Genomic DNA, 17,771 nt, shown 5'->3' on the forward strand with positions numbered 1-17,771 from the left:
GCCCGGTTGTTTTATTCACACAAGAGGATGTTATGGTAACTATTCGTTTAGCTCGTCACGGCGCTAAAAAGCGTCCGTTCTACCAGGTTGTTGTGACTGACAGCCGTAATGCACGCAACGGTCGCTTCATCGAGCGCGTTGGTTTCTTCAACCCACTGGCCGCTGGCGCAGAAGAAGAAACTCGTCTGGATCTGGATCGTATCGCTCACTGGGTTGGCCAGGGCGCTACTGTTTCCGATCGCGTTGCTACGCTGATCAAAGCAGCAAACAAAGCAGCTTAATCTGTCACGGTGGTCATGATGAGCAATAAAGCACCTGTTGAACCGATCGTATTGGGAAAAATGGGTTCTTGCTACGGTATCCGTGGTTGGCTCAGAGTGTTTTCCTCCACTGAAGACGCTGATAGCATTTTTAATTACCAGCCCTGGTTTATCCAGAAAGGCGGTAAGTGGGAAGAGGTCGAGCTGGAAAGCTGGCGTCACCACAATCAGGACATCATCATCAAGCTGAAAGGCGTTGACGATCGTGATGCCGCGAATGCGCTGACTAATTGTGAAATTGTCGTGGATTCGTCGCAGTTGCCACAGCTGGAAGAGGGTGACTACTACTGGAAAGACCTTATGGGTTGCCAGGTAGTGACCACTGAAGGCTACAGCCTGGGGAAAGTCATCGACATGATGGAAACCGGGTCAAATGACGTTCTCGTCATTAAGGCAAACCTGAAAGATGCATTTGGCATCAAGGAGCGGTTGGTTCCGTTCCTCGATGGACAGGTTATCAAGAAAGTCGATCTCGCTACTCAAACCATTGAAGTAGATTGGGATCCTGGTTTTTAAATTCTCCGGATAAACGGTAAAAGACGGCGCTATGTGGATTGGCATAATTAGCCTGTTTCCTGAAATGTTCCGCGCGATTACCGATTACGGGGTAACTGGCCGGGCAGTAAAGAATGGCCTGCTGAGCATCCAGAGCTGGAGTCCTCGTGACTTCACGCATGACCGGCACCGTACCGTGGACGATCGTCCTTACGGCGGCGGACCGGGGATGTTAATGATGGTGCAACCCTTACGGGACGCCATTCACACAGCAAAAGCCGCGGCAGGTGAAGGCGCAAAGGTGATTTATCTGTCACCTCAGGGACGCAAGCTTGATCAAGCGGGCGTGAGCGAACTGGCGACGAATCAAAAGCTGATTCTGGTCTGTGGTCGCTACGAAGGGATAGATGAGCGCGTAATTCAAACCGAGATTGACGAAGAATGGTCTATCGGCGATTACGTTCTCAGCGGTGGTGAGTTACCAGCAATGACGCTGATTGACTCCGTCGCCCGGTTCATTCCGGGTGTTCTGGGCCATGAAGCTTCGGCAACGGAAGATTCCTTTGCCGACGGGTTGCTGGACTGCCCACACTATACTCGTCCTGAAGTGTTAGAAGGAATGGAAGTACCGGCAGTGCTACTGTCTGGAAACCATGCCGAGATACGTCGCTGGCGTTTGAAGCAGTCGCTGGGCCGAACCTGGCTTAGAAGACCTGAACTTCTGGAAAACCTGGCTCTGACTGAAGAGCAAGCAAAGTTGCTGGCCGAGTTCAAAACTGAACACGCGCAACAGCAGCATGAACATGATGGGAATGCGTAATACGCTCCCGAATATCAGTTTACCCAGGATAAGAGATTAAATTATGAGCAACATTATTAAGCAACTTGAACAAGAGCAGATGAAGCAGGACGTACCTTCCTTCCGTCCAGGTGACACCGTGGAAGTGAAAGTATGGGTTGTTGAAGGTTCCAAAAAACGTCTGCAGGCATTCGAGGGCGTGGTTATCGCTATTCGTAACCGCGGTCTGCACTCTGCATTCACTGTTCGTAAAATTTCCAACGGCGAAGGCGTTGAGCGTGTCTTCCAGACTCACTCTCCGGTAGTTGACAGCATTGCTGTTAAACGTCGTGGTGCTGTACGTAAAGCTAAACTGTACTACCTGCGTGAGCGTACTGGTAAGTCTGCTCGTATTAAAGAGCGTCTGAACTAAGATTCGCTTAAGCGACATCCTGTTAGAAAGGGCTGGCCGAGAGGCTGGCCCTTTTTTTATCTCATCGCATCTCGCGCGTTAACCCTTTTTTCATAAATCATTTACAATGCTTGCCTCTTGAGTGGAGGGGAAGTGGATAACGTACTGCATCAGCATAACCGGAAACGCACAGCGGCCTTGACCGCGCTGTTTGCGATCCTGCTGATCGTGGTGGCGCCGCTTATCTCCGTCTCGCTGCAGAAAGATCCCATGAGCGCGATGCCGGGCATGCATCATGACATGAGCATGATGTCGATGGATGAGCATCATGGCGATATGCCCCACACGATGCCTGTCGACCATGCGGAAGCATGCGGCTACTGCGTGCTGTTAGCACATGTTCCTGGCGTGATGCTGGCGCTGATCGTCCTGCTCAGCGTGGTGCTGCAGAGGCTTCGCGTTAAGCCGCCGCGCCAGGCGGTCAGCCACTGGCACTTTTTCCCCTGGCTTTACCCTGATACCCGCGCACCGCCGCGGCAGTCTGCTTTTTCCCTTTAAAAAATATCGATAACTTTTTGCCTTAAAAAGGAAAAGTATGACTACCTGCACTCCGCGCGCGGCATGGGGAAACCTGCTGCGTCGCCTCCATTTCTATATTGGGCTGTTTGTCGGCCCGTTTATCTTCTTCGCCGCGCTGACCGGAACGCTGTATGTGGCGACCCCGCAGCTGGAGAATGCGCTCTACCGGCATGCGCTCCACGCGGACTCCGTGGGCGAGCCGCAGCCTCTGGCGGAGCAAATTGCCGTGGCGGAAAAAGCCGTTGGTTCAGATTTGCGTTTGCATGCCGTTCGTCCGGGGCTGGTTGAAGGCGAAACCACCCGCGTGATGTTTGCTGACCCAGCGCTTGGACCTTCGGAGAACCGGGCTATCTTTGTGGATCCGGTAAGCCTGGCGGTGCTGGGGGATATGACGGTGTACGGCACCAGCGGGATTTTACCGCTGCGTCAGACCATTGATTACCTGCATACGTCCCTGATGCTGGGCGACGTTGGGCGACTCTATAGTGAACTGGCTGCCTCCTGGATGTGGGGTGCCGCGCTGGGGGGAATTGCCCTGTGGTTTTACACCCGACCAAAGCGGCGGATCAACAATCGCTTCCAGAACCGGCGTCGCGTGCACGTGACGCTGGGCTGGACTCTGCTGGGCGGAATGCTGCTGTTCTCGGCAACCGGGCTGACCTGGTCGCAGTGGGCTGGCGGGAACGTTGACAGGCTGCGGGCTGAGATGAACTGGCTAACCCCGCAGGTGAACACGACGCTTTCCGGCCAACATGAGATCGTGGATGAACATGCCGAACACCGTGGTCATCACGGCGGAATGATGATGCCGGAAATGGCGATGGATCTGACGCAGTTTGATGGGGTGTTAAGCGCTGCGCGTAAAGCGGGGATTGATGCCAGCAAGCTGGAGATTCGCCCGGCGACAACGGCGGATCGCGCCTGGACCGTGACGGAAATCGATCGCAGCTGGCCGACCCAGGTGGATGCGGTTGCGGTCGATCCCACGACGATGCAGGTTCTGGACAGAACCCGGTTCGAGGATTTCCCGCTAATGGCAAAACTGACCCGCTGGGGCGTGGATTTCCATATGGGGATCTTATTCGGGCTGGTGAATCAGCTTCTGCTCGTGGCCTTCGGCCTTGCCCTGTGCGTGCTCATTATCTGGGGATACCGGATGTGGTGGATGCGTCGGCTGGCACAATCGGCAGTGAATCCGGTGCAGACGCTTTGCCAGAGCTGGCTGGCGCTGTCGGGATGGGGAAGAGGCGTGACGGCGTTGGTTAGCCTGCTGCTGGGGCTGGCCTTGCCCGTTATGGGCGTGAGTCTGGCGCTGTTTGTTCTGGTGGACTGGCTGCGCTGGCGAGCGGCAACGGGCGTGACGCTCGCCGAAACATCCGCTAAATAACCCTATGGCGTGCTGATAACCACTGCGACGCGGCGGTTTTCAGCACGCCCTTGCGGGGTACCGTTGCTGGCAACCGGGTATTTTTGACCTAATCCCCGCGTGGTGAGATTGCTGCGCGGGATATTCGCTCCCTTCGCCCAGGCGTCGGCCACGGCATTGGCGCGTTTTAACGACAGCGCTTCGTTGTAGCTTTCTTGACCGTAATTATCCGTGTGACCGTCCATTCGCGCGTGGTTCAGGCCGGTTTCCGCCAGGCGAGAGGCCATGGACTGGATCTGCGTTTCACTTTCCGGGCGCAGTCTGGCGTCATTTTTATCAAAGAGGATGGTATCCGACATACCAAGCGACCAGTCACCGTTCAGTTCGTTAAAACCGTAAGACTTCATCGCCGCAATTTGCTCTGGAGTGAATTTGCCTCCAGGCGGAGACTGACAGCCTGCCAGAACCAGTGAGGCCAGTACTAACGGCGCGAAGTATCGTTTTAACATAGTGTATCCTTTCTAACTTATTGTTTTAGTACGCTGGTTTTTAACCTGGTACATATTGCGGTCGGCCCTCTCCAGTAATGCTTCCACGGAAGCATTTTCCCACGCCAGAGCAAAGCCAATGCTGAGTGACATTGATGCTTTTTGTCCGTTATGAAGATCAAACGGACGGATAAACTGCTGCGAAAGCGCAGCACAAATGTGTTGAACCTCAAGCTCAGAGTGCACGCCGTAGAGCACCATGGCAAATTCATCACCGCCAAGGCGATAGGACTGATGACGTTTGTCACCAAACTCCATCATCCTGCTGGCGACTTCAATCAGTACGCAGTCACCTGCCGCGTGTCCCCAGGTGTCATTGATAAATTTAAAGTTATCACCGTCGAGGAAGAGCAGGGCCGAGTTTGTTTTGGCAGAAGGGTCGTTCATTAAGGCCGCAATGCTGTTACGAAACGCAGCGCGGTTGGCAAGACCGGTGAGCGGGTCGTGCATGGCGGTACGCAACAGCTGGGCATTTTTCGCCTGGAGTTTCAGCTGCCACTCTTCCATCTCATCCAGCAGGCTGTTGAAATCTTCACCAAACTGGTGAAATTCTTCGATACGGCCGTCTTTCACCCGGCGGGAGAAGTTGCGGTTAGTGCGTACGTCATGCACGACGTCGGTAATGTTTTGCAGAGCCGTTACCATGCCGCGATGTAAAGACTGGGTAATGGTGAGCGCGACGACGGTCGCAAAAAGAATGCAGCCGGTAAGCACGGCAAACGACATCCAGATGAAATGACTGATGAGACTGTCGCGCGCGGTAAGGCGGATTTCGCCGATCATCGCGCCGTTATGCATAATGGGCTGCGCAATAGGTACGGGGAAAAGCCAGCGGCTGACCAGCGCGCCCAGCGTGTCGTTGTTATCCTCCGGGTTCCAGGACCAGTAGGCAAACCGCTTTTTATGGGCGTTGATAACCTCAGCCACGGCAAACTGGCCCTGTTTGCCCAGGGCCGCAAGCGTTTCATTGGCTGCCAGCGAATCGTTGAAAACCAGCGAGGCTTCCAGGCTGTGGCTCATTGTTGCGCCGGTTAATTCAAGATTCTTTTGCGCATATTGTTTTAACGTCACGACGGAGGCAAAACAGAGCAATAGCCATATTAACGTCATGGTGATGATGACGCTTATCATACTGTTTCGCCTCAACGTTCTTTTAAACGTCGGACGTGGCGTTGAAGTGAAATCTTTATCCATGCTGCTTATTCCGTGCGAGCATTAATACATCCGGATTGACTCTTACGCCACTGCGCGTCAATGCATCCAGGTTAACGGAGAACCGTACCTGACCACGATCGATTATCAGGCAAAAGGCGCTGCCAATTACACATTCCGGATTTTGCTCTGAGATTAATAGCAAAGCTCTGCCCTGATATTGGCTTATTAATTCAAGTTGTTTTGCCGGTGATTCAGAACCGAAATATATCGCATCGCACGTCGCGGCCAGGGCTTCCCGATCGTTACGTACAATAACGGGAGTATAAGGTAACTCGCTATGTCCTTCGTCGCCGATGAGGGCGTGCGTATAGTGAGAAGTGGCATAGACGCAGAGTTTAGGCTGCCCGGAAAGCGACGGCCATCGCGTATAACTCACAATGCCTGAGACAATCGAGCGTACCGATTTATCCGTTTCCGTGAGCGTGCCTGCCGTCGCTGGGCCCACCATAAGAAACAGCATTAGCACCAGAGTGAGTCGGAACAAAGAGATCAAGAATAAATTTCTCACCAGAATCCGCCACATCGCTCCGGAAATAGATGTCCTTAAGAGTTGTGGGCAGAATACCATTGTTTATCAGAGCCGTCATTATGTCAGAAATAGCATCAGGTCGACCTAAGCTAAATCCTACTGTTGCTTATTTTCCGGGGGATAAAACAGACTTAATTTAGTCTGCTGGAACGCATACTTTCATCCATTCCTTCTTGCCATGACGCATGCAGTTTTGCTGCATTTTCAGCAGTATCGCAACTGGCAGGAAAAGATTTCCCCGCTAACCCCCATGCGTGAATAAATCCTTCTTCGCAGACTTTCTTCTGACCATCGGCATAGCCTCGAAGATATTCACTACGATCAACGTGTGGGTCGTTAAAACTATCGGACAGGGTCTGGTTATCTTTAACCGGCAGGCCGTTCAGGGCGTCTTCTTTACCTGCATCAAACCAGGATGGACTGGTCCAGTCGGGCTGGAAGGTATAAGGATTGATCTGGCAGCCCGATAAAAACAGCGACAACAGCGCGAGAGCAATTGAACGCATAGCCATTCTCCTTTTTTCTTCAGCATAGCCTGGCAAAAGAAAACCTGTATGTAATTTAAAGTTTACATTTTTATGGGCTGATTTTTGCAATAAACTGGCTTCTGTAAACTAATGTGTACGAATTTTGGATTGAAATGTTTACTTTTTATGGTATCGTGGTGTCACCTCTTTGAGGAAAACAACTATCGCAAACGAGCTTTACAGGATCGCCATCATGCAAAAAGACGCGCTGAACAACGTACATATCACTGACGAACAGGTTTTAATCACTCCGGACCAGCTGAAAGCGGAGTTTCCGCTGAGCGTCGCGCAGGAGGCTCAGATTGAGCACTCTCGCCAGACCATTTCTGACATTATCGCCGGCCGCGATCCGCGTCTGCTGGTGGTATGTGGTCCCTGCTCGATTCACGATCCTGAAACCGCCATTGAGTACGCTCGTCGCTTTAAAGCATTAGCGGAGGAGGTCAGCGATAGCCTCTATCTGGTGATGCGCGTCTATTTTGAGAAGCCACGTACGACCGTTGGCTGGAAAGGGTTGATTAACGATCCGCACATGGATGGCTCGTTTGATGTGGAAGCAGGCCTGAAGATTGCGCGTCGACTGCTGGTGGAGCTGGTCAGCATGGGGCTGCCGCTGGCAACCGAAGCGCTGGACCCGAACAGCCCGCAGTATTTGGGCGATCTGTTCAGCTGGTCCGCAATTGGCGCGCGTACCACGGAATCACAAACCCACCGCGAGATGGCGTCTGGCCTGTCGATGCCGGTTGGCTTTAAAAACGGTACCGATGGTAGCCTGGCGACGGCGATCAACGCCATGCGCGCTGCCGCAATGCCGCACCGTTTTGTCGGTATTAACCAGGCAGGCCAGGTGTGCCTCCTGCAAACGCAGGGCAACCCGGACGGTCATGTGATCCTGCGCGGTGGTAAAGCCCCCAACTACAGCCCGGCGGACGTAGCCCAGTGCGAAAAAGAGATGGAGCAGGCGGGACTGCGCCCGGCACTGATGGTAGATTGCAGTCATGGTAATTCGAATAAAGATTACCGTCGCCAGCCTGCGGTTGCGGAATCCGTGGTCGCCCAGATCAAAGATGGCAACCGTTCGATTATCGGTCTGATGATTGAGAGCAATATTCATGAAGGCAATCAATCATCTGAACAACCGCGCAGCGCAATGAAGCATGGCGTATCCGTGACGGATGCCTGCATCAGCTGGGAAACCACCGATGCCCTGCTGCGTGAGATCCATAAAGATTTAAACGGCCAGCTGGCGACGCGTCTGGCTTAAGAGGTTAGTTATGGTTGCTGAATTGACCGCGTTACGCGATCAAATTGATGAAGTGGATAAGGCGCTGCTGGACCTGCTGGCGCGCCGCATGGCACTGGTTGCCGAAGTCGGTGAGGTGAAAAGCAAATACGGCCTGCCGATTTACGTCCCGGAGCGCGAAGCCTCAATGCTGGCCTCCCGTCGTAAAGAGGCACAGGCGCTGGGTGTTTCGCCGGATTTGATTGAAGATGTCCTGCGTCGCGTAATGCGGGAATCCTATTCCAGCGAAAACGACAAGGGCTTCAAAACCCTTTGTCCGTCCCTGCGTCCGGTAGTGATTGTCGGCGGGGCAGGGCAGATGGGACGTCTGTTTGAAAAAATGCTGACGCTTTCTGGCTATCAGGTACGCATTCTGGAAAAAGAAGACTGGGCGCAGGCACCGGAACTGATGAAAGATGCCGGGATGGTTATCGTCAGCGTGCCGATCCACGTGACGGAGCAGATCATCGGGAAGCTTCCGCCTTTACCGAAAGATTGCATCCTGGTCGACCTGGCCTCCGTCAAAAATGGTCCGCTGCAAGCAATGCTAGCGGCGCATACCGGCCCGGTGCTGGGTCTGCACCCGATGTTTGGCCCGGACAGCGGCAGCCTGGCGAAGCAGGTGGTGGTTTACTGTGACGGTCGTCAGCCGGAAGCCTATCAGTGGTTCCTGGAACAGATTCAGGTCTGGGGAGCGCGGCTGCACCGCATCAGCGCGGTCGAGCACGATCAGAACATGGCGTTCATCCAGGCGCTGCGCCACTTCGCCACGTTTGCCTACGGTCTGCATCTGGCGGAAGAGAACGTGCAGCTTGAACAGCTGCTGGCGCTCTCTTCACCTATTTATCGTCTGGAGCTGGCGATGGTCGGGCGTCTGTTTGCGCAGGATCCGCAGCTTTACGCGGACATTATTATGTCGTCCGAAAACAATCTGGCGCTCATCAAGCGCTACTACCAGCGGTTTGGTGAAGCCATTACGCTGCTGGAGCACGGAGACAAACAGGCGTTTATCGACAGCTTCCGCAAGGTCGAACACTGGTTTGGCGATTACGCTCAGCGTTTCCAGAGTGAGAGCCGCACGCTGTTGCGCCAGGCAAATGACAGTCGCCAGTAATGCGATGATGTATATACTGAAAGCCAGCATTGCTGGCTTTTTTCATTTTGGGGAACTGTCATGGCTGAACCGCAGCTGCTGTTGAATTACACCGGGCATCTGCCTGAATGCCCGACGTGGAGCGCAGAAGAATGCGCGCTCTACTGGGCCGATATTCTGGAAGGGGAAATCCACCGATACCATCTGCCGACGGCGGAACACACCGTGCTCTCTTTTCATGAGGAGGTGGGTTGTTTCGCGCTGCGCGAGCGCGGCGGGTTTATCGTCGCCATGCGCAGCGGGATCTGGCTTGCCGATAAGCATGGCCTCCTGCAGCGCAAGGTGTGCGATAACCCCTCTAACCCTCAGCTGGCGCGTTTTAACGATGGGGGAACCGACAGTCAGGGGCGCTTCTATGCCGGGACCTTCTGGGGGCCGGGGGATTACAACGGTGCGCTGCTGATGCGTATCGATAACGATCTGACGCCGAAAGTGATCCAGTGCGATATTCACGGGCACAACGGCTTGGCGTTTAGCCCGGATAACCAGTGGATGTTTACCTCCGACACGCCAAACGGCGTGATTTATCGTACGCCGCTTGATGAGCAGGGCGAATCGGGAAGACGCGAGGTGTTTCGTCAGTTTAAAGAGGGCGAGGGGATACCGGACGGCGCGGCAATGGATGTGGAGGGCTGTTACTGGAGCGCGCTGTTTGACGGCTGGCGTATCGCGCGTTTTTCCCCAGAAGGGGAGCAGCTGGAAGAGTATGAAATGCCGGTACGTTGCCCGACGATGGTCTGTTTTGGCGGCGACGATATGAAAACGCTGTTCATCACCACCACGCGGGAAAATATGGATGCGGAGGAGGTGGCGAAGTATCCGCTCTCCGGCGCCATCTTCACCCTGCCCGTTAACGTGGCAGGGATGAAGAAAAGCCGCTTTATCGAACGTTAGCTCGGGTCGACTGGCACGACGTTTTCGCTCGGATAGCAGCCCAGCACTTTCATGGAGCGGGTGATTTCGCCCAGCTCGCGCAGGGCTTTCTGCATGGAAGCAGACTCCAGGTTGGCCTGGATATCGAGATAAAACATCTCTTCCCACGGATTACCGTGGATTGGACGTGATTCCAGCCTGGTCATGATCAGGTTGTGGTTACGCAGCACCAGCAGGGCTTCAACCAGCGCACCGGCCTGCTGCCCGGTCGCCATCAGCAGCGTGGTTTTGGCCGGTACCTGGTCTGACACGTTGATGGCCTTGCGGGCCAGCACCACGAAGCGGGTGATGTTTTGCGTCTGGTTTGCCAGGTTGCGCTCCAGCACCTGTAAACCATACAGCGCGCCGCCCGCTTCGCTGCCGAGCGCAGCAACGGCTGGGGAGTTAGCCTGCGCCACTTTTTCCATCGCCGCCGAGGTGCTTTCGGTGTACTCAATTTTCCAGTTCGGATAGCGGTTCAGGAACTGGCTGCACTGCTGGAACGGCTGTGGATGACTGTAAACCGTTTCAATCTTGCTCAGGTCCGTTGATCCGGAGACCAGCACGCAGTGATCGATGGGGATTGTCAGCTCACCAACCAGCGAAAGAGTGGTGTGCTGCAGCAAATCGTAGACGTCGTTGATGGCGCCGGAGCTGGTGTTTTCAATCGGTACCACGGCGTAATCCGCCTGGCCGGTCTCGACCTGGTTGAAAATATCGGCAAACTTCGCACAGCCGCTCTCAATAAATTCTTCAAAATGGCGTGCGGCATACTGACGTGCGGCCAGGTGAGAATACGAGCCCTTTGGCCCGAGGAAAGCGATACGTGCAGAGTGCGGATTGGTTTTGTTCAGATGCTGCTGGAGCAGCGCTTGCTGGGTTAGAACGGAGTCTTCAATGATGAGCTGGAACAACCGGGTGATGTAGTGGGCATCGAGGTGATGCGCTTTGCCGAGCTGAATGAGACGTTCCAGCAGATCGCGCTCGCGGTCAATATCGCGGACCGGGCGATGGGAGTCCAGCTTGGCTTTGCCCACTTCAACGGCGAGCGCGCGGCGTTCGGCCAGCAGCGCCAGCAGCTTCTCGTCCAGCGCGCTGATTTTTACTCGCAGATCCAGTAACGGGTTTTCCGGTGTCATAGTGTTGTCTGTCTCATTTTATCGTTATCAATAAAAAAGGCCTCCCGGTGTGGGAGGCCTTGTTGTTCGTCTTCGCATTCTTTATCACACGACGAAAAGCCTCCCGTTCAGGGGAAGGTAAAAAAGAATGCGAAGAAGAACGGCGTAAGTTTCATAAAGTCATCCTGTGATTGATACCGTTAAAGTACCCGTACTGTTTTCACCCTGTCAATAAAAAACAAAAAACGCGCCCGAAGGCGCGTTGGCGGTACACTCAATTTAAAGGATTACTCTTCTTCAACTTCTTCCGCGAAGCTGGCGTCTTTCACCGATGTTGTGGCGCGACGGGCTTCACCTTTGTGTTGCACTTTATTGAGCTGCCGTTCCAGCTTGTTGATCAAATCGTTAATTGCGGTGTACATATCCTCATGTTTTGCGCTGGCGACCAGATGGCCGTTTGGAGTATTGATAGTTGCGTCAGCGATGAAACCCTGCGGCTCCTTGGACAGGATGATATGTGGATTAATCAAATGAGTTTGCCATTTATCCAGTTTGGCGAGACGGTCTGCGACGTGCTGGCGAATTGCCGGAGTAATTTCCATTTGTTTACTGGTAATGTTCATTGTCATAAATTTTACCTCTTGTCTTTCCGTCTTGGTGATTCCAGCATACCCGACCTAATGTCAAAGTGTGTGATTTAGATCACGTTATTTTGTCGGTTTTTGTCAGGGAATCTTTTTTGTGAGGTAGGGCAGGAAGAGGTGAGATTTACCTTGTGGAAGGCAAAAATTGGGGCCATAGTTGACTGGATGTGTTGGGGCTAACGCGCTTCAGCGACGCTCTGAAACGAATAAAAAAACGGCAGCCTTCGGGCTGCCGTTTTGCATTGAGGCAATATCAGGTGTTGCTGCTGTTGGCAGCGATGATTTTCGCCACTTTATCAGCCTGAGCGGTCATCTGCATCTGACGGTAGGCATTTTCCATCAGCTTCAGGCCGTCGCGCGTTGCCTGGGTATCCGGATAATCACGCAGCATACCCTCTACGCGGTTAACCACGGCAACCCATGCACCACGGCGGGTATAGTATTCCGCCACGGAGTATTCATATTTCGCCAGACGATCTTTCAGGAACACCAGACGTTTGGTCGCGTCGGTCACGTACTGACTGTTCGGATAGCCGCGCACCAGTTTGGAGAAGTCATTGAAAGCATCACGCGCATGCTGCGGGTCACGGTCGGAACGATCCACGCCGAAGAAGCCCTGCAGAGCACTGTCGTCCAGCGCCATGTTGGTGAGGCCGCGCATGTACATCACATAGTCGATGTTAGGATGAGTCGGGTTCAGACGCATGAAACGATCGATGGTTGCCTGAGCCAGCGGCAGATCGGCATTTTTATAGTATGCGTAGATAAGATCTAACTGTACCTGCTGCGAATACGGACCAAATGGATAGCGATTATCCAACGCTTCCAGTTGCGTTATCGCCTGTTTCCAGTTACCGTCCTGCAACTTTTGTTGTGCAGTCGCATAGATTTCATTCGGCGGATTGTCAGGGACCTGTTCATTTGAACCGGAGCAGCCCACCAAAGCCAGGCTCAACGTGGCCGCTGCCACCAGATATTTCATGCGCGTCATGACGTTTTGACTTTCCTCAAATGTTTGTCCGGGAGAAACTCTGTTCCTGCTCCCGATTAAGACCAGCTACAATAGCACACTATATTAAACGGCAAAGCCGTAAAACCCAACGTTAAACGAAGAAGCAGTTTATGGCACAACGAGTAGAACTCACCGCAACAGTCTCCGAAAATCAGCTCGGTCAACGCTTAGATCAGGCTTTGGCCGAATTGTTCCCTGATTATTCGCGTTCACGCATAAAAGAATGGATCCTTGACCAGCGCGTGCTGGTAAACGGCAAGATCTGGGACAAACCAAAAGAGAAAGTGTTAGGTGGGGAAGCTGTCGCCATCAATGCTGAAATCGAAGAGGAAATCCGCTTCGAGCCGCAGGATATCCCACTGGACATCGTCTATGAAGATGATGACATTCTGGTGATCAACAAGCCGCGTGACCTGGTTGTTCACCCGGGTGCGGGGAACCCTGACGGTACGGTACTTAACGCACTTCTCCATTATTATCCGCCTATCGCGGATGTCCCGCGCGCGGGCATCGTGCATCGTCTGGATAAAGACACCACCGGCCTGATGGTGGTCGCGAAGACCGTGCCTGCTCAGACCCGTCTGGTGGAATCGCTGCAGCTGCGCGAAATCACCCGTGAGTATGAAGCGGTAGCCATTGGCCATATGACCTCTGGCGGTACGGTGGAAGAGCCAATCAGCCGTCACCCAACCAAACGTACCCATATGTCGGTGCATCCGATGGGTAAACCGGCAGTGACGCACTATCGCATTATGGAGCACTTCCGCATTCATACGCGTCTGCGTCTGCGTCTGGAAACTGGGCGTACTCACCAGATTCGTGTGCATATGGCTCACATTACCCATCCGCTGGTGGGGGATCAGGTCTACGGTGGTCGTCCACGTCCGCCTAAAGGTGCATCGGATGAGTTCATCAGCGTATTGCGTAAATTCGATCGTCAGGCACTGCACGCGACTATGCTGCGCCTTTACCACCCTATCACCGGTATTCAGATGGAGTGGCACGCGCCTATCCCGCAGGATATGGTGGACCTTATTGACGCGATGCGTGCTGATTTCGAAGAACATAAGGATCAAGTGGACTGGTTATGACCAAACTGATTGTCCCGGAGTGGCCATTGCCTGAAGGCGTGGCTGCCTGTAGTTCAACCCGTATTGGCGGCGTAAGCCAGGGGGCGTGGGAGTCTTTGAACCTCGGCGCACACTGTGGCGACAACCTGGAACACGTTGAAGAGAACCGCAGGCGTCTGTTTGCTGCGGGGAACTTGCCGTCGAAGCCGGTCTGGCTGGAACAGGTTCACGGTAACGCGGTGCTGAAGTTGACGGGAGAACCCTACGCTTCTAAACGCGCCGATGCCTCCTACAGTAATACTCCGGGAACGGTTTGTGCCGTAATGACCGCCGATTGTCTGCCGGTTCTGTTTTGTAACCGTTCAGGTACCGAGGTTGCAGCAGCCCATGCGGGCTGGCGTGGTCTGTGTGCAGGCGTGCTGGAAGAGACAATCGCCTGCTTTAACGATGAGCCCGCCAATATCATGGCCTGGCTTGGCCCGGCAATTGGTCCTCGCGCTTTTGAAGTGGGCCCAGAGGTCCGCGAAGCCTTTATGGAAAAAGATCCGCAAGCAGTGGAAGCCTTCCTGCCTTCCGGGGATAAATATCTGGCCGATATCTACCAGCTCGCTCGCCAGCGTTTGAATAACGTGGGCGTAACGCAGATCTCCGGCGGCGATCGCTGTACCTTCACCGAAAAGGGTGATTTTTTCTCCTATCGCCGCGACAAGACGACGGGTCGTATGGCAAGTTTTATTTGGCTGATATAACCTAAAGAATCAAGACGATCCGGCACGTGCCGTTTTCTTTTCACATAATTCAGGTCATTAACCTTGAATAATTGAGGGATGACCTCATTTAATCTCCAGTAGCAAATTTGACCTGTTATGGGAGGAGTTATGCGTCTGGATCGTCTTACTAATAAATTCCAGCTTGCTCTCGCCGATGCCCAGTCCCTCGCACTGGGGCACGACAACCAATTTATCGAACCTCTTCATTTAATGAGCGCCTTGCTGAACCAGGAAGGGGGATCGGTACGTCCTTTATTAACGTCTGCTGGCATTAATGCTGGCCAGTTACGCACCGCTATCGATCAGGCGCTGAGCCGTTTACCGCAGGTCGAAGGGACCGGCGGCGACGTTCAGCCGTCGCAGGATCTGGTGCGTGTGCTTAACCTTTGCGACAAGCTGGCGCAAAAACGTGGGGACAACTTTATTTCGTCAGAGCTGTTTGTTCTGGCGGCGCTTGAATCACGCGGTACCTTGACCGACCTGCTGAAATCTGCCGGTGCAACCACCGCCAATGTGACTCAGGCGATTGAGAAAATGCGCGGAGGTGAAAGCGTGAACGATCAGGGAGCCGAAGACCAACGTCAGGCTTTGAAGAAATTTACGGTCGATCTGACCGAACGAGCTGAACAGGGCAAACTTGACCCGGTGATCGGCCGTGACGAAGAGATTCGCCGTACTATTCAGGTACTGCAACGTCGTACTAAGAACAACCCGGTACTGATTGGTGAGCCGGGTGTCGGTAAAACCGCTATTGTTGAAGGTCTGGCGCAGCGTATCGTGAACGGTGAAGTGCCGGAAGGTCTGAAGGGACGCCGCGTACTGGCGCTGGATATGGGCGCGCTGGTGGCCGGTGCGAAATACCGCGGTGAGTTCGAAGAGCGTCTGAAAGGCGTGCTTAACGACCTGGCGAAACAGGAAGGCAACGTTATCCTGTTCATCGACGAACTGCACACCATGGTCGGTGCCGGTAAAGCGGACGGCGCGATGGATGCCGGGAACATGCTGAAACCTGCGCTGGCGCGTGGTGAGCTTCACTGCGTCGGTGCCACTACGCTGGACGAGTACCGTCAGTACATTGAGAAAGATGCTGCGCTGGAACGTCGTTTCCAGAAAGTGTTTGTTGCTGAGCCAAGCGTTGAAGATACCATCGCGATTTTGCGTGGCCTGAAAGAACGCTATGAACTGCACCACCATGTGCAGATCACTGACCCGGCCATCGTTGCGGCCGCGACGCTTTCGCATCGTTATATCGCGGATCGTCAGCTGCCAGATAAAGCCATCGACCTGATTGATGAGGCGGCATCAAGCATTCGTATGCAGATTGACTCGAAGCCGGAAGAGCTGGACAGGCTCGACCGACGCATTATTCAGCTCAAGCTGGAACAGCAGGCGCTGAAGAAAGAGTCTGATGAAGCCAGTAAGAAACGGCTGGATATGCTCAATGAAGAACTGGACGATAAAGAGCGCCAGTATTCTGAGTTAGAAGAAGAGTGGAAAGCCGAGAAGGCGTCCCTTTCTGGCACTCAGACCATTAAGGCCGAACTCGAACAGGCAAAAATTGCCATGGAGCAGGCTCGACGCGTGGGCGATCTGGCGCGAATGTCAGAGCTGCAGTACGGCAAAATACCTGAGTTGGAAAAACAGCTTGAGATTGCGACGCAATCGGAAGGTAAAACGATGCGTCTGTTACGTAATAAAGTGACGGATGCCGAAATCGCTGAAGTGCTTGCCCGCTGGACCGGTATTCCCGTGGCGCGCATGCTGGAAGGCGAGCGTGAAAAACTGCTGCGCATGGAGCAAGATCTCCACAATCGCGTAATTGGTCAGAACGAAGCGGTTGAAGCCGTATCCAACGCCATTCGTCGTAGCCGCGCGGGGTTGTCCGATCCGAATCGCCCGATTGGTTCGTTCCTGTTCCTGGGGCCGACCGGTGTTGGTAAAACCGAGCTGTGCAAAGCGCTGGCTAACTTTATGTTCGACAGCGACGATGCGATGGTCCGTATCGACATGTCGGAGTTTATGGAGAAACACTCCGTCTCGCGTCTGGTCGGTGCGCCTCCGGGATACGTCGGTTATGAGGAAGGGGGTTATCTGACTGAAGCGGTGCGCCGTCGTCCTTATTCCGTCATCCTGCTGGATGAGGTGGAAAAAGCGCATCCTGATGTGTTCAACATTCTGCTTCAGGTCCTGGATGATGGCCGACTGACCGACGGGCAGGGGAGAACGGTCGACTTCCGTAATACGGTTGTCATTATGACCTCGAACCTGGGTTCCGATTTGATTCAGGAACGTTTCGGCGAACTGGACTATAGCCATATGAAGGATCTGGTGCTCGGTGTGGTCAGCCAAAACTTCCGTCCGGAGTTCATCAACCGTATTGATGAAGTGGTGGTCTTCCATCCTCTGGGTGAGAAACACATTGCGTCGATTGCACAGATCCAGCTGCAGCGTCTGTATAAACGTCTGGAAGAGCGTGGATATGAAATTCACATCTCCGACGATGCGCTGAAGCTGCTGAGCGAGAATGGTTACGATCCGGTGTACGGGGCGCGTCCATTAAAACGCGCTATCCAGCAGCAGATCGAAAACCCGCTGGCGCAGCAAATCCTCTCCGGAGAGTTGATTCCAGGCAAAGTTATCCGTCTGGAAGCCAACGACGATCGCATTGTGGCAGTGCAGTAAGTCACAAAACGCAAAAACGAGCCGCTTGCGGCTCGTTTTTGTTTAAAAACCAGGCGAAAATTGAGTTCTGGAGTAAGGTTTGCCTGGAAAGTGAGCAGTCAGTAAATAATTTTCACTTTACCCTTGCAGGTTCGGAATAACTCCCTATAATGCGCCTCCACTGACACGGAACAACGGCACACACGCCGCCGGGTCAGCAGAGAAAAGCGAAAATAAACGCTTGACTCTGAAGCGGGAAAGCGTAATATGCACACCCCGCGCCGCAGCGAAAAGCGAAGCGGCACTGCTCTTTAACAATTTATCAGACAATCTGTGTGGGCACTCAAAGTGACATGGATTCTTAACGTCTTCGGACAATC

Annotated in this window: 21 protein-coding genes and 1 other annotated feature; of the genes, 12 read left to right on the top strand and 9 right to left on the bottom strand. The window is 53.7% G+C overall.

Going from position 1 to position 17,771, the window contains the following annotated elements:
- Positions 1 to 32 precede the first annotated feature (32 nt).
- The 6 genes from rpsP (at position 33) to ABR39_RS18880 (ending at position 3,971) form a co-directional block, all read left to right on the top strand.
- Positions 33 to 281, top strand: coding sequence for a 30S ribosomal protein S16 (gene rpsP / locus ABR39_RS18855; protein ID WP_003863133.1), 249 nt, complete (start codon positions 33 to 35; stop codon positions 279 to 281).
- A 15-nt stretch (positions 282 to 296) separates the two neighbouring features.
- A complete protein-coding gene (rimM, locus tag ABR39_RS18860; protein WP_047348142.1) occupies positions 297 to 836 on the top strand; it encodes a ribosome maturation factor RimM in 540 nt (179 codons plus the stop codon).
- Positions 837 to 867: 31 nt separating this feature from the next.
- A complete protein-coding gene (gene trmD / locus ABR39_RS18865; RefSeq protein ID WP_008502493.1) occupies positions 868 to 1,635 on the top strand; it encodes a tRNA (guanosine(37)-N1)-methyltransferase TrmD in 768 nt (255 codons plus the stop codon).
- 43 nt (positions 1,636 to 1,678) lie between these two features.
- Positions 1,679 to 2,026, top strand: coding sequence for a 50S ribosomal protein L19 (gene rplS / locus ABR39_RS18870; protein ID WP_002914145.1), 348 nt, complete (start codon positions 1,679 to 1,681; stop codon positions 2,024 to 2,026).
- A gap of 132 nt (positions 2,027 to 2,158) precedes the next feature.
- On the top strand, positions 2,159 to 2,563 hold the full coding sequence (locus ABR39_RS18875; RefSeq protein ID WP_047348143.1) for a DUF2946 domain-containing protein: 405 nt from the start codon (positions 2,159 to 2,161) through the stop codon (positions 2,561 to 2,563).
- A gap of 37 nt (positions 2,564 to 2,600) precedes the next feature.
- Entirely contained in the window at positions 2,601 to 3,971 is a 1,371-nt protein-coding gene (locus tag ABR39_RS18880; RefSeq protein WP_047348144.1) for a PepSY-associated TM helix domain-containing protein, read from the top strand.
- 2 nt (positions 3,972 to 3,973) lie between these two features.
- Here the strand turns inward: ABR39_RS18880 and ABR39_RS18885 are convergent, their stop codons facing one another.
- The 4 genes from ABR39_RS18885 to ABR39_RS18900 all read right to left on the bottom strand — a co-directional run bounded on the left by ABR39_RS18885 (position 3,974) and on the right by ABR39_RS18900 (position 6,748).
- Positions 3,974 to 4,459 carry an OmpA family protein gene (locus ABR39_RS18885; protein WP_047348145.1) on the bottom strand — a complete coding sequence of 162 codons (486 nt, stop codon included), beginning with the start codon at positions 4,457 to 4,459 and terminating at the stop codon, positions 3,974 to 3,976.
- Between the two features lie 12 nt (positions 4,460 to 4,471).
- Positions 4,472 to 5,692 carry a diguanylate cyclase DgcN gene (gene dgcN, locus ABR39_RS18890; protein WP_047348146.1) on the bottom strand — a complete coding sequence of 407 codons (1,221 nt, stop codon included), beginning with the start codon at positions 5,690 to 5,692 and terminating at the stop codon, positions 4,472 to 4,474.
- The gene (locus tag ABR39_RS18895) at positions 5,685 to 6,236 is read right to left on the bottom strand and encodes a YfiR family protein (RefSeq protein WP_240477084.1); all 552 of its coding nucleotides are present in this window, start codon (positions 6,234 to 6,236) and stop codon (positions 5,685 to 5,687) included. Before ABR39_RS18895 ends, dgcN begins: the two co-directional genes overlap by 8 nt.
- A 137-nt stretch (positions 6,237 to 6,373) precedes the next feature.
- Entirely contained in the window at positions 6,374 to 6,748 is a 375-nt protein-coding gene (locus ABR39_RS18900) for a DUF2799 domain-containing protein (RefSeq protein WP_047348148.1), read from the bottom strand.
- Positions 6,749 to 6,962: 214 nt separating this feature from the next.
- Here ABR39_RS18900 and aroF point away from each other — a divergent pair, with 214 nt between their 5' ends.
- The 3 genes from aroF to ABR39_RS18915 are packed head-to-tail and all read left to right on the top strand — an operon-like array spanning position 6,963 to position 10,098.
- The gene (gene aroF / locus ABR39_RS18905; protein ID WP_014832942.1) at positions 6,963 to 8,033 is read left to right on the top strand and encodes a 3-deoxy-7-phosphoheptulonate synthase AroF; all 1,071 of its coding nucleotides are present in this window, start codon (positions 6,963 to 6,965) and stop codon (positions 8,031 to 8,033) included.
- A gap of 10 nt (positions 8,034 to 8,043) precedes the next feature.
- A complete protein-coding gene (gene tyrA, locus ABR39_RS18910) occupies positions 8,044 to 9,165 on the top strand; it encodes a bifunctional chorismate mutase/prephenate dehydrogenase (RefSeq protein WP_025759253.1) in 1,122 nt (373 codons plus the stop codon).
- A 60-nt stretch (positions 9,166 to 9,225) separates the two neighbouring features.
- Positions 9,226 to 10,098, top strand: coding sequence for an SMP-30/gluconolactonase/LRE family protein (locus tag ABR39_RS18915; protein WP_047348149.1), 873 nt, complete (start codon positions 9,226 to 9,228; stop codon positions 10,096 to 10,098).
- On the opposite strand, the gene pheA is transcribed toward ABR39_RS18915, so the two are convergent.
- From pheA to bamD, 4 genes are all read right to left on the bottom strand, one after another.
- The gene (gene pheA / locus ABR39_RS18920) at positions 10,095 to 11,255 is read right to left on the bottom strand and encodes a bifunctional chorismate mutase/prephenate dehydratase (protein WP_047348150.1); all 1,161 of its coding nucleotides are present in this window, start codon (positions 11,253 to 11,255) and stop codon (positions 10,095 to 10,097) included. The two genes, ABR39_RS18915 and pheA, sit on opposite strands and share 4 nt — an antisense overlap.
- A 30-nt stretch (positions 11,256 to 11,285) precedes the next feature.
- Positions 11,286 to 11,411, bottom strand: a sequence feature (Phe leader region).
- Positions 11,363 to 11,410, bottom strand: coding sequence for a pheA operon leader peptide PheL (gene pheL, locus ABR39_RS25740; RefSeq protein ID WP_100249759.1), 48 nt, complete (start codon positions 11,408 to 11,410; stop codon positions 11,363 to 11,365). Its footprint overlaps the feature before it by 48 nt.
- A gap of 110 nt (positions 11,412 to 11,521) precedes the next feature.
- On the bottom strand, positions 11,522 to 11,863 hold the full coding sequence (gene raiA, locus ABR39_RS18925; protein ID WP_008502470.1) for a ribosome-associated translation inhibitor RaiA: 342 nt from the start codon (positions 11,861 to 11,863) through the stop codon (positions 11,522 to 11,524).
- 268 nt (positions 11,864 to 12,131) lie between these two features.
- On the bottom strand, positions 12,132 to 12,869 hold the full coding sequence (gene bamD, locus ABR39_RS18930; protein WP_013098339.1) for an outer membrane protein assembly factor BamD: 738 nt from the start codon (positions 12,867 to 12,869) through the stop codon (positions 12,132 to 12,134).
- Positions 12,870 to 13,000: 131 nt separating this feature from the next.
- Here bamD and rluD point away from each other — a divergent pair, with 131 nt between their 5' ends.
- The 3 genes from rluD to clpB all read left to right on the top strand — a co-directional run bounded on the left by rluD (position 13,001) and on the right by clpB (position 17,412).
- Positions 13,001 to 13,981 carry a 23S rRNA pseudouridine(1911/1915/1917) synthase RluD gene (gene rluD, locus ABR39_RS18935; RefSeq protein ID WP_023308866.1) on the top strand — a complete coding sequence of 327 codons (981 nt, stop codon included), beginning with the start codon at positions 13,001 to 13,003 and terminating at the stop codon, positions 13,979 to 13,981.
- Positions 13,978 to 14,709, top strand: coding sequence for a purine nucleoside phosphorylase YfiH (gene yfiH, locus ABR39_RS18940; protein ID WP_047348151.1), 732 nt, complete (start codon positions 13,978 to 13,980; stop codon positions 14,707 to 14,709). Before rluD ends, yfiH begins: the two co-directional genes overlap by 4 nt.
- A 129-nt stretch (positions 14,710 to 14,838) precedes the next feature.
- A complete protein-coding gene (gene clpB, locus ABR39_RS18945; RefSeq protein WP_047348152.1) occupies positions 14,839 to 17,412 on the top strand; it encodes an ATP-dependent chaperone ClpB in 2,574 nt (857 codons plus the stop codon).
- 144 nt (positions 17,413 to 17,556) lie between these two features.
- Here clpB and ABR39_RS26100 read toward each other — a convergent pair.
- A partial coding sequence (locus ABR39_RS26100; protein WP_205626275.1) for a hypothetical protein occupies positions 17,557 to 17,771 on the bottom strand: 215 nt, incomplete at its 5' end.

Origin of the sequence: Enterobacter genomosp. O (assembly GCF_001022965.1) — a bacterium.
In the GTDB taxonomy this organism is placed as follows: domain Bacteria; phylum Pseudomonadota; class Gammaproteobacteria; order Enterobacterales; family Enterobacteriaceae; genus Enterobacter; species Enterobacter cloacae_L.

What these genes read in the sequence shown, in the direction of transcription:
- rpsP (WP_003863133.1), top strand. Translation starts at nt 33, where the DNA reads ATGGTAACTATTCGTTTAGCTCGTCACGGCGCTAAAAAGCGTCCGTTC.
- rimM (WP_047348142.1), top strand. Translation starts at nt 297, where the DNA reads ATGATGAGCAATAAAGCACCTGTTGAACCGATCGTATTGGGAAAAATG.
- trmD (WP_008502493.1), top strand. Translation starts at nt 868, where the DNA reads ATGTGGATTGGCATAATTAGCCTGTTTCCTGAAATGTTCCGCGCGATT.
- rplS (WP_002914145.1), top strand. Translation starts at nt 1,679, where the DNA reads ATGAGCAACATTATTAAGCAACTTGAACAAGAGCAGATGAAGCAGGAC.
- ABR39_RS18880 (WP_047348144.1), top strand. Translation starts at nt 2,601, where the DNA reads ATGACTACCTGCACTCCGCGCGCGGCATGGGGAAACCTGCTGCGTCGC.
- ABR39_RS18885 (WP_047348145.1), bottom strand. Translation starts at nt 4,459, where the DNA reads ATGTTAAAACGATACTTCGCGCCGTTAGTACTGGCCTCACTGGTTCTG.
- dgcN (WP_047348146.1), bottom strand. Translation starts at nt 5,692, where the DNA reads ATGGATAAAGATTTCACTTCAACGCCACGTCCGACGTTTAAAAGAACG.
- ABR39_RS18895 (WP_240477084.1), bottom strand. Translation starts at nt 6,236, where the DNA reads ATGTGGCGGATTCTGGTGAGAAATTTATTCTTGATCTCTTTGTTCCGA.
- ABR39_RS18900 (WP_047348148.1), bottom strand. Translation starts at nt 6,748, where the DNA reads ATGCGTTCAATTGCTCTCGCGCTGTTGTCGCTGTTTTTATCGGGCTGC.
- aroF (WP_014832942.1), top strand. Translation starts at nt 6,963, where the DNA reads ATGCAAAAAGACGCGCTGAACAACGTACATATCACTGACGAACAGGTT.
- tyrA (WP_025759253.1), top strand. Translation starts at nt 8,044, where the DNA reads ATGGTTGCTGAATTGACCGCGTTACGCGATCAAATTGATGAAGTGGAT.
- ABR39_RS18915 (WP_047348149.1), top strand. Translation starts at nt 9,226, where the DNA reads ATGGCTGAACCGCAGCTGCTGTTGAATTACACCGGGCATCTGCCTGAA.
- pheA (WP_047348150.1), bottom strand. Translation starts at nt 11,255, where the DNA reads ATGACACCGGAAAACCCGTTACTGGATCTGCGAGTAAAAATCAGCGCG.
- raiA (WP_008502470.1), bottom strand. Translation starts at nt 11,863, where the DNA reads ATGACAATGAACATTACCAGTAAACAAATGGAAATTACTCCGGCAATT.
- bamD (WP_013098339.1), bottom strand. Translation starts at nt 12,869, where the DNA reads ATGACGCGCATGAAATATCTGGTGGCAGCGGCCACGTTGAGCCTGGCT.
- rluD (WP_023308866.1), top strand. Translation starts at nt 13,001, where the DNA reads ATGGCACAACGAGTAGAACTCACCGCAACAGTCTCCGAAAATCAGCTC.
- yfiH (WP_047348151.1), top strand. Translation starts at nt 13,978, where the DNA reads ATGACCAAACTGATTGTCCCGGAGTGGCCATTGCCTGAAGGCGTGGCT.
- clpB (WP_047348152.1), top strand. Translation starts at nt 14,839, where the DNA reads ATGCGTCTGGATCGTCTTACTAATAAATTCCAGCTTGCTCTCGCCGAT.